At 67.8% G+C, this 14,356-nt stretch carries 10 protein-coding genes and 1 pseudogene; 5 read left to right on the top strand and 6 right to left on the bottom strand.

Annotated features, from left to right (window positions below):
* Nucleotides 1-109: 109 nt before the first annotated feature.
* The 5 genes and pseudogenes from HMUK_RS18155 to HMUK_RS15265 all read right to left on the bottom strand — a co-directional run.
* Nucleotides 110-1,381, bottom strand: a pseudogene (locus tag HMUK_RS18155) (bifunctional folylpolyglutamate synthase/dihydrofolate synthase); the annotation flags it as partial.
* Nucleotides 1,382-1,478: 97 nt separating this feature from the next.
* On the bottom strand, nucleotides 1,479-3,170 hold the full coding sequence (locus tag HMUK_RS15250; protein ID WP_015764095.1) for a glycosyl hydrolase family 18 protein: 1,692 nt from the start codon (nucleotides 3,168-3,170) through the stop codon (nucleotides 1,479-1,481).
* Between the two features lie 195 nt (nucleotides 3,171-3,365).
* Nucleotides 3,366-3,896, bottom strand: coding sequence for a hypothetical protein (locus HMUK_RS15255; protein WP_015764096.1), 531 nt, complete (start codon nucleotides 3,894-3,896; stop codon nucleotides 3,366-3,368).
* A 39-nt stretch (nucleotides 3,897-3,935) separates the two neighbouring features.
* Complete coding sequence (locus HMUK_RS15260; RefSeq protein WP_015764097.1) at nucleotides 3,936-4,514, bottom strand: SHOCT domain-containing protein; 579 nt, start codon at nucleotides 4,512-4,514, stop codon at nucleotides 3,936-3,938.
* Nucleotides 4,515-4,641: 127 nt separating this feature from the next.
* Nucleotides 4,642-9,411, bottom strand: a complete 4,770-nt coding sequence (locus tag HMUK_RS15265; RefSeq protein ID WP_015764098.1) for a PAS domain S-box protein — start codon at nucleotides 9,409-9,411, stop codon at nucleotides 4,642-4,644.
* Between the two features lie 320 nt (nucleotides 9,412-9,731).
* Here HMUK_RS15265 and HMUK_RS15270 point away from each other — a divergent pair, with 320 nt between their 5' ends.
* From HMUK_RS15270 to HMUK_RS15275, 3 genes are read left to right on the top strand one after another with little or no spacing between them, the layout of a single operon-like run.
* The gene (locus HMUK_RS15270) at nucleotides 9,732-9,965 is read left to right on the top strand and encodes a HalOD1 output domain-containing protein (protein WP_223270960.1); all 234 of its coding nucleotides are present in this window, start codon (nucleotides 9,732-9,734) and stop codon (nucleotides 9,963-9,965) included.
* Between the two features lie 2 nt (nucleotides 9,966-9,967).
* Nucleotides 9,968-10,123, top strand: a complete 156-nt coding sequence (locus tag HMUK_RS17710) for a hypothetical protein (protein ID WP_015764100.1) — start codon at nucleotides 9,968-9,970, stop codon at nucleotides 10,121-10,123.
* Nucleotides 10,124-10,170: 47 nt separating this feature from the next.
* Nucleotides 10,171-10,938 (top strand): PAS domain-containing protein, encoded by a 768-nt coding sequence (locus HMUK_RS15275; protein ID WP_015764101.1) that lies wholly within the window; start codon nucleotides 10,171-10,173, stop codon nucleotides 10,936-10,938.
* Between the two features lie 75 nt (nucleotides 10,939-11,013).
* Here the strand turns inward: HMUK_RS15275 and purH are convergent, their stop codons facing one another.
* Nucleotides 11,014-12,624, bottom strand: a complete 1,611-nt coding sequence (gene purH / locus HMUK_RS15280; RefSeq protein WP_015764102.1) for a bifunctional phosphoribosylaminoimidazolecarboxamide formyltransferase/IMP cyclohydrolase — start codon at nucleotides 12,622-12,624, stop codon at nucleotides 11,014-11,016.
* 111 nt (nucleotides 12,625-12,735) lie between these two features.
* Between purH and HMUK_RS15285 the strand changes: the two genes are divergently transcribed.
* The gene (locus tag HMUK_RS15285; RefSeq protein ID WP_015764103.1) at nucleotides 12,736-13,299 is read left to right on the top strand and encodes a hypothetical protein; all 564 of its coding nucleotides are present in this window, start codon (nucleotides 12,736-12,738) and stop codon (nucleotides 13,297-13,299) included.
* A 47-nt stretch (nucleotides 13,300-13,346) separates the two neighbouring features.
* Complete coding sequence (locus tag HMUK_RS15290) at nucleotides 13,347-14,336, top strand: PrsW family intramembrane metalloprotease (protein ID WP_015764104.1); 990 nt, start codon at nucleotides 13,347-13,349, stop codon at nucleotides 14,334-14,336.
* Nucleotides 14,337-14,356: the final 20 nt, after the last annotated feature.

A 14,356-nucleotide genomic window follows, 5' to 3' on the forward strand; every position in this document is an offset into this window, starting at 1 on the left:
CGGCGTCGATCGTCTCGCGTGCCGACGCCACGCCGTCGACCCGCTTGGGAATCGTCGGCCGGATCCAGCGCTGGCGAGCCTCTGCGACGGCGTAGAGCGAGCCCGTGACCAGCACACAGTCGTCCTCGCCGGCCCCATCGAGGGCGACATCGAACGCGCCGGCCACGTCGCTGCGCGTCTCGACGCTGGCCGCAGTCTCGTCTCGGAACGCCTTCGCGACCACCTGCTCGTCTTCGGCCCGGTCTCGGTCGGGCTCGCAGGCGACGACGTGGTCGGCCCCGTCGAGTGCGCCCGCGATGGCACGCAGGTCCTTGTCGACCATCGACCCCGCGACGACGTGGAGCTCGTCGTAGTCGAACGCGGCCAGCGTCTCGACGACGCGTTCGACGCCGCCGGGGTTGTGCGCGCCGTCCAGTACCACCAGGGGATCCCGTCCCATGATCTCGAAGCGACCGGGCCAGTGGGCGTTTCGCAGGCCGCGTGCGATCGTCGCCTCGTCGACATCCGAAACCTGGCGACACAGCGTCGCGGCGATCCCGGCGTTGATCGCCTGGTGGGCACCGAGCAGCGGGAGCTTCGTCTCGACGCCCCACTCGTCGCCCGCGATCGAGACCGATCCCTCCAGTCCCTCGCGGCCGTGGTCGGTGACCGACACGTCGCCGGCCTCGCCGTCAGCGGTGTCTGCGACGGTGACCACGTCGCCGGCCACGTCCCGGACGGCGTCGAGCGCATCGCCCTCTGTGGCAGTCACGAGCGGGCGGTCCGCGGGCGCGACGTGTGCCTTGTCTCGGGCGATCTCGCCGACCGTGTCGCCCAGGATGTCCGTGTGTTCGAGCGTCACCGTCGTCACCGCGCTGGCGACGGGGTCGACGACGCTGGTGGCGTCGAGCTTGCCACCGATGCCGACCTCGATGACCGCCACGTCGACCGACTGGCGCTCGAACTCCCAGTAGGCCAGTGCCGTCAGCGTCTCGAAGAGCGTCGGCGAAGTGCCGTCGGCCGCGCGGTCGGTGACGTACGGCTCGACCGATTCGACGAACTCGACGATCGCCGACTCGGTGATCTTCCGGCCGTTGACCCGGATGCGTTCCCGAACGTCGTCTAGGTGTGGCGAGGTGTACAGGCCCACGTCGAGCCCCGCCTCCCTGAGCGTCCGTTCGACCATGCGAGCCGTGCTTCCCTTGCCGTTCGAGCCGGCGATCTGCACGCAGTCGAGCGAGTCGTGCGGGTCGCCCAGCTGGGCCAGCAGCGACCGAGTGGCCTCCGTGCCCGGTCGGAGCGCGAATCGGCGGAGATCGAAGAGGAAGTTCGCCGCCTCGTGGAACTTCATGCCCAAAGCAATCCGGTGGGCGCGCTTTAGAGTGGCGGTTATAGTAGCCATTGAAAATCAATGCACACCCGATCGCACGATGGCAGTGCGATCGGTGTGTAAATCGTTTCAATTGTTACTATAGCGGCGTGTCACAGTCGACACAGTATCACTTCCCGAGCGCGTCGTTGACCGCGTCGATCAGCGTCTCGTTGGGGTCGTGACCGGAGGCCCAGTACATGATGGGGTGGCCCCGCTCGTCTGCGTAGTCGGCCTTGACCGCGACCGACTCCTCGTCGTCGTAGCTCAGCAGGCTACTGCCGTCGAACTTGTAGGGCACCTTCGCCTCGTCGTCCCAGTAGCGGGTGTGGCCCCCGAACTGCTGGTCGATGTCGGCGAAGCCGGTGGCCCCGCCGCTGCCTCCGAAGGGCTGGAGCAGCCCGTCGTTGGCCGTGCTCTCGACGCCGGTGAACTCGCGGCCGTAGAAGGCCAGTCCCATGACGAGCTTCTCCGCGGGCCATCCCTGCTCGCGCATGTACGTGAGGGTGTTGTGGATCGAGTCGTCGCTGTCGGCTCCGGAGGTGGCGTACAGCGGCGAGTTGTGGTTGGTCTCGTCGACCCAGACCGGCGAGTGCATGTCGTAGGTCATCATCTTCGCGTAGTCCAGCGCGTCGGCGAGCCGGTCGTGGGGGAGTCCGGAGAGATGTGACTCCGCGTGGTTCAGCGCCGCTGTGAGGTAGTACTCGGTGTCGTCCTCGGCGGCGGCCGCGTCGAACTGTCGGCGACACTCCTCGATCAGCGCGGCGAAGTTCTCCTCGTCGTCGGGGTACGACGTGAGTCCGTCGGGACCGTACGGACCGGGGAACTCCCAGTCGATGTCGATGCCGTCGAGATCGCGGTCACGCAGGAGCGCGACACACTCGCTGGCGAACGTCTCCCGGCTCTCCCGATCGCTCGCCAGTTCCGGGAACCCCTGGGAGTTCTTCCAGCCGCCGATCGAGAGGAGCGTGGTGACGCCGTCGATACCCCCGGCGTCCCACGGTGCCGAGACGGAGCCGTCGGCGCTGACGCTGCCGAACGTCTGGATGACGTGGGTGAGCTTGTCGGCCGGGGCTGCCCCCTGGAACTCGTAGGCCATGACCGGGTGCTCGTCCCAGCCCGGCGAGGACCCGTCTCCCTCGGAGACCGACACCGTCGTCGTGGCCGAGTCACTGGCCCCCGAGCCGTCGGTGACGGTCAGGCTGACGGCGTACTCCCCGGCGTACTCGAACGACCGCGTGTGTTCGACGCCGGTCACCGTGTCGCCGTCGATGGTCCACTCGTAGTCCAGCGCGTCGCCGTCGGGGTCCGAGGAGTCGGCCCCGGAGAAGGTCACCGTCTCGCCCGGCGTCGGTGCCGAGGGAGTGACGCCGACGACGGCCGTCGGTGCCCCGTTCTCGTCGCCGTCGGAGCCGTCGTCGCTCTCGACCAGTGCCCAGACGGTCGCGTCGGCGGCGGGCTCGGTCCCTTTCGTCCACCACGCCGCCTCCCAGACGGAGCCGTCGTGAGTCACCCGGTCCCCGCCACTGTAGGCGACGCTGGCGTCCCAGGCCGGGTACGAGCCGTCGCCGGAGTCGTCACCGCCACCGTCGTCGGCGTCGATGCGTTCCCAGACCGCCGCGTCCGTCGACGGGGGCGTCCCCTGGGTCCACCAACTGGCCTCCCAGACGGAACCGTCGTAGGTCACTCGATCCCCGCCGGTGTAGACCGTGCCGTCGTCGTAGGCCGGGGGTGATTGCTGTGCCGCTGCTGTGCCAGCGCCGGTCAACGCTGCGACCAGCGCCGAGGCGTTCCGAAGAACGTCGCGTCGTGTTTCTCTCATAGGTACGAACGGCCGACCGATCGGGGCGCTCCGCCGGAGAACCCGGCGCCCAACATCCCCCCGCGTCGGTGGCTAGACAGTAACACACGAAGAACGGGAATAATACTGTCGGTGCGAATCGAAATAATGTGTCGAAAGAGAGAACGACCACCAGTCGCTTCGCTCCTCGCCGCCGGCTTTCGCGTCGCGGACCGGTCAGCGATCGCGGTCGTCGGGCCGCTGGACGCGGCGCAACACGGCACCACCGAGCGACAGCAGGGCCATTCCGACCAGCGGCGCGGCGTCGACCGTCTCCCCGTCGGCCGCCGACCGAGATCGCTCGGGGCTCGGCTCGTCGGCGTCGCCGAACGGCCCCGGTAGCGTCCCCACGTCCGGGATCGGAACGTCCGGCAGCGTTTCGCCGGACCGCCGACGGTACACCACCACGGCGAGAACCGTCAGCAGCACCACTGCGGTGCCAGCGGCGGCCACCAGGAGCGTGCGACGCCCGCCGTCGCTCGCTTCTGGACTGTCATCGGCGGCGTTCTGATCGCCGGCACCGGGCGGCGGCGTCTCGCCGACGCGTGGGCCGGTCCGCTCGCCGTGCGGTTCGCTCGCACGCTCGTCGTCGATCTCGTCGGGCTCGAACGCCGCTGGCACGGACGGCTCGACGCCGAGCGATTCGAGGAGGGCACGCATCGCCTCGGCGTCGACGTCGAAGCGAAACACGCTGAACTCGTCGGTCATACGATTACCGACGGCGGGCCGCGGTATAAAATCAGCGTGCTACTCGGCGTCGGATTCGAGTTCGGTACTGGTGGTTCCGCTGTCGGCCGCTCTTCGGGCCGTCGTCTGCTCCCCGCCAGCGGCGAGGTCGGCCTCGATCTGGTCTCCGGCCGACGCGACCGCGTCGTCGGCCTCGGCCAGCAGTGCCTGCAACCGGCGCTCGTACTCGACCTCCGTGATCTCGCCGTCGACGTAGCGCTCTTTCAGCCGCTCGCGCCTGGTCTCCGTCGAGACGGCGAAGCGGTCGGCGAGTGCCAGTCGAGACAGCGGCGGGACGATTCGCTCGGCGCGTTCGAAGCCGTCGGCGACACGGTCGTTCTCGGGCAGAGAGGGCAGCGACGCCCGGCGTGCGAGGGTGACGAGAAAGGCCAGTGCGAACGCGACGTCTGCGGCGACCAGGAGGGCAGCGATCGACAACACGAGCGCCACGTCGCCCAGCACGGCACCGAGACCGGCACCGCCGGCCAGTCCGGCGAGGACCGCGACCAGCCCGACACCGACGGTCCCGACGGCGAGGACCGTCGTCACCGCGACGAGCGCGAGCAACAGCCAGTGGCGATTGCGGCTAAACCAGGACACGGGCGGGCTTGGAGCGGCGGCGATAAAAACGCGCGGTGACAGCGTCGTACGGATCGCTGTCGATCGGTACCGGATCGACCGCACGACTGCACGCGATCGACCGGGCAAGCGGCGACGAGACTCCGGATCACTCCGCTTCGGGCTCGTCGTCGAACAGCCGTCGCATGACTCGCTGTTGGCCCAGTCGGAGGTGGCGGTTGACGGTCGGCTGGGACACGTCGAGCATCGCCGCGAGTTCCTGGCCGGTCGTGTCGCGCGGCCAGTTGAAGAACCCCGAGAAGTAGCCCGTCCGGAGAACCTCCCGCTGGCGGTCCGTCAACGCCCCCAGGATCGACTCGGCGAGCGCGGGGTCGGACTCCGGAGAGCGTGCGCGTTCGCGTCGGCTGACCAGTTCGACCGTGCCGTCGTCGGTGAGCGTCTCGACGAACGAGCGCACGTCCACCGAGGTCGGCACGTCGACCTCGATGTCGATGCCGGACCCCTCGGCGGCGATCTTTCGCACTCGCCCGCCCTGCCGGGCGAGTCGAGCGAGGACCGTCTCGCCCCGGATCGTCACCTCGAACACGCCGCCGTCCTCGCTCTCGGAGACGAGGTGGTGGTCGGCGATCGTATGCCGATCGGCGAGCAGCTCCGAGACGGTCGCGGGAGCACAGCCACTCACCCGGACGAACAGTCGAGTCTCGTCGGACGAAACGGTACCCACGCCCTCGTAAGTGACCGTACAGCCGCTCTCGAACGCGATGTCGAGCAGCGGGTCCGTCGTGTCCTCGACGCACAGTTCGAGCGCGGTCAGCGTGTCGGCGTTGAGCGCCTGCCGGGTCGTGATGCTCGTGATCGCGTTGGCGATGCTCGTCCCCAGCTCCGCGAACACGGCTGTCTCGAACTCGCCGAACACGTCCGGCTCGTCGGCGTACACCGCCAGCACGCCGTACTGGTAGTCGTCGAGCGAGACGGGGACCGCGAGCGCCGACTGGTGACCCACGGCGAGTGCCGCTCGTCGCCACGCCGCCTGCTGGACGTTCTGGGCGATGTTCGAGACCGCGACCGGCTCGTCGTCCACCGCCGCCGAGACGGCCGGGTCGGAGTGCGTCGCCGAGCGGTCGAACGAGGGCGTGTCCAGATACGACTCGCCCTCACCGGCCCACGCACGGGCCTGGAGCGTCTCGCCGCCGGAATCGAACGACCCGATCCAGGCGAAGGAGATGTCCTCGTCGTCGACCAGCCGCTCGCACACCGCCGCTTCGAGCTGGTCTCGATCGGTCGCACCGATGAGGGTCTGATCGACGGAGCGGATCGTCTCGTTGGCCCGGATCTGGCGTCTGAGCCGCTCGTTCTGGGCCTCGATCTCGGCCTCGCGCTCGCGCAGCGTGGCCTCGCTTTCGAGTCGCTCGAAGGCGGCCGCCGCGGTCGCGACCAGCGTCTCGACGAGGGAACGATCTCTCTCACCGATCTCGCCGGCCTCGTCGAGTGCGGCGAAGACGCCGTGGCTCCCGATCGGCACCACGATGCCGGTGTCGACCGCGTCGACGAAAAGGCCCGACTCGCCGCTGGTGTCGACGCCTTCGAGGACGCTCTGGGTCCCGGTGACGTAGGCGTGCCAGAGGAACGACTCCGTCCCCGGCCCGACGGCATCCGGCTCGCCGCCACAGAGCGCTTCGAAGCCCGGAGACACCGAGGCGGGTTCGAGCAGGTTCGTCGTCTCGTCGTACAGGTAGATCCCGACCGCTGCCTGGTCGAGCAGCGATGCGGCCGTGTCGACGATCAACCGGGTGGCGTCGTCGATCGACTCCGTCGTCAACAGCCCGCGCGCCGAGTCGTGGAGCGACTCCAGCGCGAGTTCGCGTTGCTTCTGTGCGGTGATGTCCTGGACCGAGCCCCTGATCTCGACGACAGTGCCGTCTTCGAGAACCGGCTCTCCGATGGTGTGGACCCACCGCTGGGTGCCGTCGGGAGTGTCGAGTCGCAGTTCCTGCTCCCACCCGATCCCGTGGTCGAGCGCGCGCTCGATGGCGTCGCGGTGTCGCTCCCGATCGTCGGGGTGGTAGAACTGGGGCATCGCCTCCACCGAGCGGGCCTCGTCGTCGGCCAGCCCGAAGATGTCGAACAGTTTGTCGGTCCACGTGGTGTCGACGGCCGCGCCGTCCTCGACGACCGCCGCCCAGCCGCCGATCGCCGCCATCTCTTCGGCTCGCGAAAGCAGGTCCGTCGTGCGTTCGAGCTGGCGCTCCCGGCGCTTTCGCTCGCTGATGTCTCGCCCGATTCCCGCGACGAGCTGGTTCCCGTCCGGGTCTTCGAGAGCGACGGCGACGAACTCGTGTGGGACCTGCTCGCCGTCTTTGGTCAGGTAGGGAACCTCGACCACCGCGTCACCGGTCGCTTTCGTCTCTTCGATCGCCGCCTCGATCTCGCTGCGGTGTTCGGGCGCGAAGAAGTCCGTCGCGTGCATCGATTCGATCTCCGCGTCCGAGTAGCCCGTCACCTGCGTGTGTGCGCTGTTCCAGCGCTGGAGGGAGCCGTCCTCGTCGAGGACGTAGAACACGTCGTCGACGGCGTCGAGGATGTCTTCGGTGAACTCCCGGTAGCGGTCGAGTTCGCGCTGGTGTTCCCGGAGCTGGCGCTCCTGGCACTTGCGCTCCGTGATGTCCTCCATGACGGCCATGATCCCGGTGATCTCGCCGTCGACGTCTCGCAGCGGGGCCGCCGAGAGGCTCACGTCGATCAGTGTGCCGTCCGTGCGGCGTCGTCGCGTCTCGACGCTGCTGATCGACTCGCCGGACAGCAGCCGCTCGCGGAACGCGTCGAACTCGGACTCCCTGTCGGCCGGGACGAACGGCAGCGTGTCGCCGACGACCTCCGACTCGCTCCAGCCGAAGATGCGCTCGGCGGCGGGGTTCCACAGCTCGACGACGCCGTCCGGGTCGGTCAGAATGAGGGCGTCGGGCGAGGCGTCGATGAGCGTGTTGAGCCGCTCGTTGGTCCGGCGAAGCTCGCGCTCGCGTGCCTTGCGATCGGTCACGTCGGTGACGACGCCCTCCAGGGCTCGGACGGTCCCGTCGTCGTCGTAGATACCGACGCCGCGTTCCCACAGCCACCGACGCTGCCCGTCGGCGGTCTCGATCGGATAGGTGACCTCGAACTGTTCGTGTTCGTCGACAGCGCGCTGGACCGTCTCCCACAGCTCGTCGTTGTCGCCGACGATGATGTCTTCGGCCCAGTTGACCGCCCCGCTCCGGATCGCCGCTGGCTCGTACCCCGTCAGCTCCCGGCACCCGTCGCTGACGAACTCGAAGGGCCAGTCGGGTTCGTTTCGACAGCGATACACCATCCCCGGGAGGTTGCTCATCAGGGTCGCGAGCTCGCGCTTGCGCTCACGCAGCTTTCGTTCGCGTGCCTGTCGCTCGGTGATGTCCTTGCTGATCCCCATGACGCCGATGATCTCGCCCGACTCGTCTCGGTACGGGTACTTGTTGTCGAGGAAGGACCGGCGCTCGCCGTCGATCTCCGCCGTCGTCGTCGTCGTCACGGTTTCGCCCGACGACAGGACGTTGCGGTCCTCCGAAATGAGCGCCTCGGTGGTCCCGCTGTCGAAGAGTTCGTCGTCTCGCTTCCCCAGAATCTCCGCCGGCTCGCGGTCGAACAGCTCCGCAGTCGCCTCGTTGACGAACTGGTAGACGCCGTCCGAGTCCTTGATGTATATCTGGTTGGTCGTGTTCTGGACGATCGCCTCCAGCTTCCGTTCGTGTTCCTTTCGCTCGGTGACGTACTGCGTGACGCCGATCAGCCCACACACCTCGCCGTCGGGTCCTCGCCAGGGCACTTTGGAGGAGACCACCCACTCCTCTGCCACGGGATTGTACTCCTCTTTCCCGATGATCGGTTCGCCCGACTCGATGACCTGCATGTCGTCGGCGTAGGTCTGTCGGGCCAGCTCCTCGTCGTAGATGTCGAGGTCGGTCTTGCCGCGGTACCACTCCTCGTCGTCCGGGAACTCCGTCACCCGGTCGGAGACCGACTTGCGGAGGTGTCTCCCCGCCTCGTCTTTGACGTACAGGGAGACGGGCAACTCCTCGAACAGGGAATCGAGCATCGAGGCGTGTCGCTCCAGCGTCTCCATCCGTTCGCGGCGCTCGACGGTCTGGCTGATCCACCGACCCACGAGATCGACGAAGGCCTTCTCTGCGTGGCTGAACGGACGCTCTCGGGGCTCCGGGCCGACGAAACAGAGCGTCCCGTACAGTTCCCCATCGACGAGTAGCTTCGAGCCGATGTAGCTGCGCACGTCCGAGTCCGCGTACTCGGAGTCGTCGAGGTCGCTCGCCGCGGCCGTGTCGGCGATACCGAGCACGTCGTCGGACGTGATCGTCCGACGACAGAGCGTCTCGGAGAGGTCGAACACGCTCTCCTCGGCGACGAGCGGGCCGGTCGCCCGCTCGATCTCGTAGCGCCCGTCGGCCTGGTCGATCTGTGCGATGAAGCCGGTCTCGACCCCGAGTCGCTCACAGCCCAGTTCGAGCAGCCGGTCGAGTTTCGCGTCGTCGTCGAGCGCCGGATCGCTCGTGATCTCGTAGATCGAACGGCGAAACGCCTCGTCGGTCTGGTCCTCGGCGTCGGTCGCAGTGACGAGGTCGTCGATCGCGTCGTACAGCGCACCGATCTCGTCGTCGCGGTCGGTCGTGAACGTGACGTCGTCCGCGCCGGCTGCCACGCGACGCACCTTCTCGGTCAACTGTGCGATCGGATCGTCGGCGTCGCCCCGGACCGCCAGGCCGACCAGTCCGGTAAGCACGAACGCGATCGAGAACGTGTCAAACCCCGTCACGCCGCCGGAGACCGAGAAGAACCACTCCCCGCTGGCCGCCCCGACGAACGGGACCACGTCGTGCCAGAGTGAGATCATGTGTCTAAGTTAACAACGGACGATAATGACTTGCAGGGGTCACGCGGACGAGCCCGCGCGTCGCAGTCGAACACTGATACGGACGGTTGTAGGCGTTTACCCAGTCGACCACACGACGGCGTGCGGTCGATCTGGTAAAGACCTACAACTTTCCGTATGAGAGGGTCCCGCGACACCGGCAGTGAAACCACACGGCGGAGCCGGGGCGACGGCGAGACGCTATATGTATAGCCCAGAGACACCGCTGCCACGAATACAGTTCTAGGGGAAGCCAAAGGAGACAGCGGGCTACGTTTCAATCAGAAATGACGACCACATCCGTGAAACGCCACGCGCAAACACCGTCGCTGCGCGTCGTCGACGCAGTTGCAGCCGAAACCGACACCGATCCGACCGAACTCACGCCGCTTGGCACAGTCATCGACGCCGACGCGCTCGACGCACTCGTCTCGTCTGCCGGCGACCTCTCCGTGAACTTCGAGTACGAAGGTTACCGAATCTCGATCGACAGCGACGACCAGCTCGCGCTCGAACCGCTGTCGGAGGAGATCTGAGGATGTCGACGAACGAATCGACACAGGCCGACGACGAGCAGATCCGCGAAACCTACGAGGAGTACGTCATCCGAGGCGAGAGCGTCGCGATGATCGCGGATCCCGAGCGCACCCACGCCTGGATCCAGTCGGACGTGACCGTCGAAATCGAGCAGTGAACCCACCGCCGTGTCGTCCCGGCCAGTCCAGCTCGACAGATCCACCAATGGACACGACCACCGAGACGCTAGTTCGGCCCACGAGCGCGCGACCGGCGACAGCCCTCTGTGTCGACGACGACCGCGAGTACCTGTCGGCGATCGAACGAGCCTTCGAGGATCGCGACGAGCTCCAGATTCGCGTCGAGACCGACCCATCGGCCGTGCCCGACCGGCTCGACGGCGTCGAGTGTCTGGTCAGCACCGTCCGACCCGACGGCCCTGACGGGCGCTCGCTGCTGAGAGCGGTCCGGGAAGTCGCCCCGAACGTCCCGTTCTTGTTTCACTCGGCCGTCCCCTTCGAAGAGATCGATCGGGACGCCCTGTGGGACGGTCCGACGGACTACCTCGAAAAGGGCTCGGGCGACTCCCACATGGCACTCCTGGCGTATCGCATCGGCCGACTCGTCGGGCAACACCGCCTGACTGCGAGCGCGCGGCGCTGTCACGAGGCCCTCGAAGCGAGCCGCGAGGCCACGCTGATGGTCACGCCAGACGGTGCGGTGACCTTCGCCAACAACCGACTCGCGACGGAACTGTCCGCGTCGCCGGCCGAGCTGCGCGGCCGAGAGTGGACCGAGCTGCTATCGGAGGCGTCCATCCAGCGACTCCGGACAGAGGCGTTCCCCGTCGCCGCCGACGGGTGGAGCTGGACCGGACAGACGACGCTCGCTACCGACACCGACGAGCCGAGCAGTTCGCGGACGACGCTGTCGACGCTCGACGACGGGAGCGCGATCCTGGTGTTTCACGAACTGGATCGGACCGACGAGTAGCGTAATCGAGCACGCGCCCGACGGACAGATTCCGGACGAGCAGCGACTGCAGAACGCGATCCCGAGACGCGTCGATCAGTCGTGTCGGAACGACCGCTGGCCGGTAAGGACCATCGCCACGTCGTGTTCGTTCGCGGCCTCGATGACCATGTCGTCGTTCTTCGAGCCGCCCGGCTGGATGACCGCCTCGATGCCCGCCTCGGCGGCGGCTTCGAGGCCGTCCGGGAACGGGAAGAAGGCGTCGCTCGCCATGACCGCGCCGTCGGCGTCCTTGCCCTGGGCGTGCTCGTCGGCCTTCATCGCGGCGAGGCGGACGGCGTCGACCCGAGAGACCTGGCCCATCCCGATGCCGACCGTCTCCGTGCCCTTGGCAAAGAGGATGCCGTTCGATTTCACGTGCTTGAGCGTGTGCCAGGCGAACAGCATCGACTCGATCTGCTCGTCGGTGGGCTCGCGGTCGGTGACGACTTCGAGGTCGTCGGCCGTGAGGTGCTGGGTGTCCCGCTCCTGGACGAGGCGGCCGCCGACGAGTGGTTTCTCCGTGATCGGCTCGGTCACGTCGTAGTTTTCCGGCCGGCCGGACTCGCCCGTCCGGCCGTCTCCAACGTCCAGCACGCGCAGGTTCTCCTTCTGGAAGAGCACGTCGAGCGCGTCGTCGGTGTAGCCCGGCGCGACGACGATCTCCTTGAAGGAGTCGACGATCTGCTCGGCCGTGGCAACGTCGCACTCGCGGTTCAGCGCGACGATGCCGCCGAAGGCGCTCTGGGGGTCCGTCGAGAGGGCCCGCTCGTAGGCCTCGGCGACGGAGTCGGCGGTCGCACAGCCGGCGGGATTGGTGTGCTTGATGACGGCGGCGGCCGGCTCGTCGAACTCCTTGATCAGATTCAGGGCTCCGTCGGCGTCGTTGTAGTTGTTGTAGCTGAGTGCCTTCGCGCCCTCGTTGAGCTGGTCGGCGTGGACGACGCTGGCCTCTTCGGTCGTCCGGTCGGCGTACACCGCGGCGTCCTGATGCGGGTTCTCCCCGTAGCGCAGGTCGGCGGTGCGGTCGTTGCTGACGAGCCGGCGCGCGGGGAACGGACCGCCGTCGTCGCCCTCGACGGTGACGCTGTGGGCGTCCCAGTCGACGGTGACGCGGTCCTCTGCGAACCACTCGATCGCGCGCGGATACGCAGTGAACTCGCCCTCGTAGAGGACGCGCTCTTTGAGGTCGGCCACGTCGTCGCCGTCGTACACCGGGATCGGTTCCTGCGTGACGATCGGGCCGTCGTCGACCTCCTCGTCGACGACGTGGACGGTACAGCCGGTGGTCTTGACTCCGGCGTCGAGCACCTGCTCGTGGGCGTCCATGCCCGGGAAGGCGGGCAGCAGCGACGGGTGGACGTTCAGCGTCGTGGGCACCTCGTCGAGGAACGTCTCCGTGAGGACTCGCATGTAGCCGTCCAGACAGACCAGATCGAAGTCGTACTCCTCGATGGCGTCCAGCACGCGCAGTTCGTGGGCTTCCCGCTCCTGGTCGTCGGGGCGCTCGACGACCTCGGTGGGAATGTCGCGCTCGGCGGCGGCCTCTATGACGGGCGCGTCGGCGTCGTTCGTGAGCACGACCGCGAGCTCCGCTCCACCGGGCGCGCGGTCGGCGACGTTCATCAGGTTGCGGCCACGGTTGCTGGCCAGACCGGCGATTTTCATGGTCGAGAGGGCGCGGCGGGCGCGCAAAGTAATTGCGGTGTCGGAATGACACAATCGACACGGTTCGGCTCGACAGTAACGCTTTCAGGGACCGCCGCCGAGCGACGTGATATGACCGAAGCTGAGCGCCCGTGGGCACAGCTGGCGCTCGCCGTCGGCGGCCTCTGCTGGATCGGCTGGAGCCTGGCGACGATCGTCACCGGATCCGCCGACGGATCCGTCCGGCTCCTCGTCGGCGCGTCCGGATTCGTACTGGCGGTCGGACTGCTCGGCGTCGTCCTCCGGCTTCCCTGGATCTACCAGTTCCCCGGCGGCGAGGGCTGTGGGTTCGCACTGCTGGGCGGCCTCGCCTTCGCCGTCGGCCAGTGGTCGAGGGTGCTGCTGGGCGGGACCGGGTGGTTCGCCGAGGGCATCGTCGCGCTGGGCGTCCTCGGACTGTCCGGCGGGACCGTCCTGCTGGCCGCCGGTGTCGTCCGGGCTCGCCGGGTCCCGCCCTGGCTCGGCGTCGCCCTGCTCGTCGGAACCGTACTGTTTCTCGGGTTCGGGAACGGGGACGGGCTGCGTGCGTGGCTCGCACCGCCGCTGGGCCTGGCGTGGCTCGCGCTCGGGGGCTACCTCCTCCGGTACCCGGAGCAGCCCTCGGGCCACCTCGAACCCAGCGCGATCAGCCGGTGACCTCGTCCAGCGAAAGACATTCTACGGCGGCCAGTGATAGCCGAGTCATGCCCGACCGTGATCCCGTACAGGAAAGACTGGCCGGCGAGGACCTCTACGACGTGGCCGAGTGGGACGCTCGATCGCTGTTGGATCGATTCTCCGTGGCGCTGTACGGCCTCTTACACGCGAGTCGTCGCTGGGCGCTGCTGATCGTCGCGCTGGTCCTGTTCGTCGTCCAGCTCGGGTTCGCCGGCCTGCTGGTCGTGCGCGAGCCGAACCTCGGCGTCCTAGCGCTGCTGTCTGCCGTCCCGGCGGTCGCGCTCGTCGCGTACGTCTGGTACGGCGACCCGACTCGGCGGGAACCGATCGACACGCTGGCGATCACGTTCGTCCTCGCGGTCGTCTTCGCGGCGATCGCAGCACTGATCAACACGCTGTTGAGCGGCGTCTTCGAACTGATCCCGATCGTCGGCCTCCCGCTCTTTTTCTTCCTCGTGGTCGGCCCCATCGAGGAGACCGTCAAGTGGCTCGCGATCCGGACCTACGCCTACGAGACCGAGAGCTTCGACGCCGTCGTCGACGGGGCGGTGTACGGTGCCGTCGCCGGACTCGGCTTCGCGACGATCGAGAACGCCCTCTACATCGCGCAGGGCTACCTACAGGCCGCCAGCCTCGGTGAGATGGTACAGCTCCAGCAGGCCATCGGCACCTCGCTGAGCCGATCGCTCGTGGGGCCGGGCCACGTGCTGTACTCCGCGTTCGCCGGCTACTACCTCGGACTGGCGAAGTTCAACCCCGACAATCGCGGGCCGATCGTGGTCAAGGGGATCGTCGTGGCGGCGCTGATCCACGGGGCGTACAACACGCTCGTTTCGACGCTGCCCTCGATCCTCCCCTGGAACATCGTGACGCTGCTGGCCTTCGTCGTCGTCTTCGACGGCGTCGTCGGCTACGCGCTGTACCGGAAGCTATCGCGCTATCGGTCGTACTACGCCCGAGCGAACGAGGCGACGGACGCAGTGACCGAGACGGGCGACGGTCCCGCCGAACCCTGATCGACACGCTTTTTCGCCGG

Origin of the sequence: Halomicrobium mukohataei DSM 12286, from assembly GCF_000023965.1 — an archaeon.
Taxonomy (GTDB): domain Archaea; phylum Halobacteriota; class Halobacteria; order Halobacteriales; family Haloarculaceae; genus Halomicrobium; species Halomicrobium mukohataei.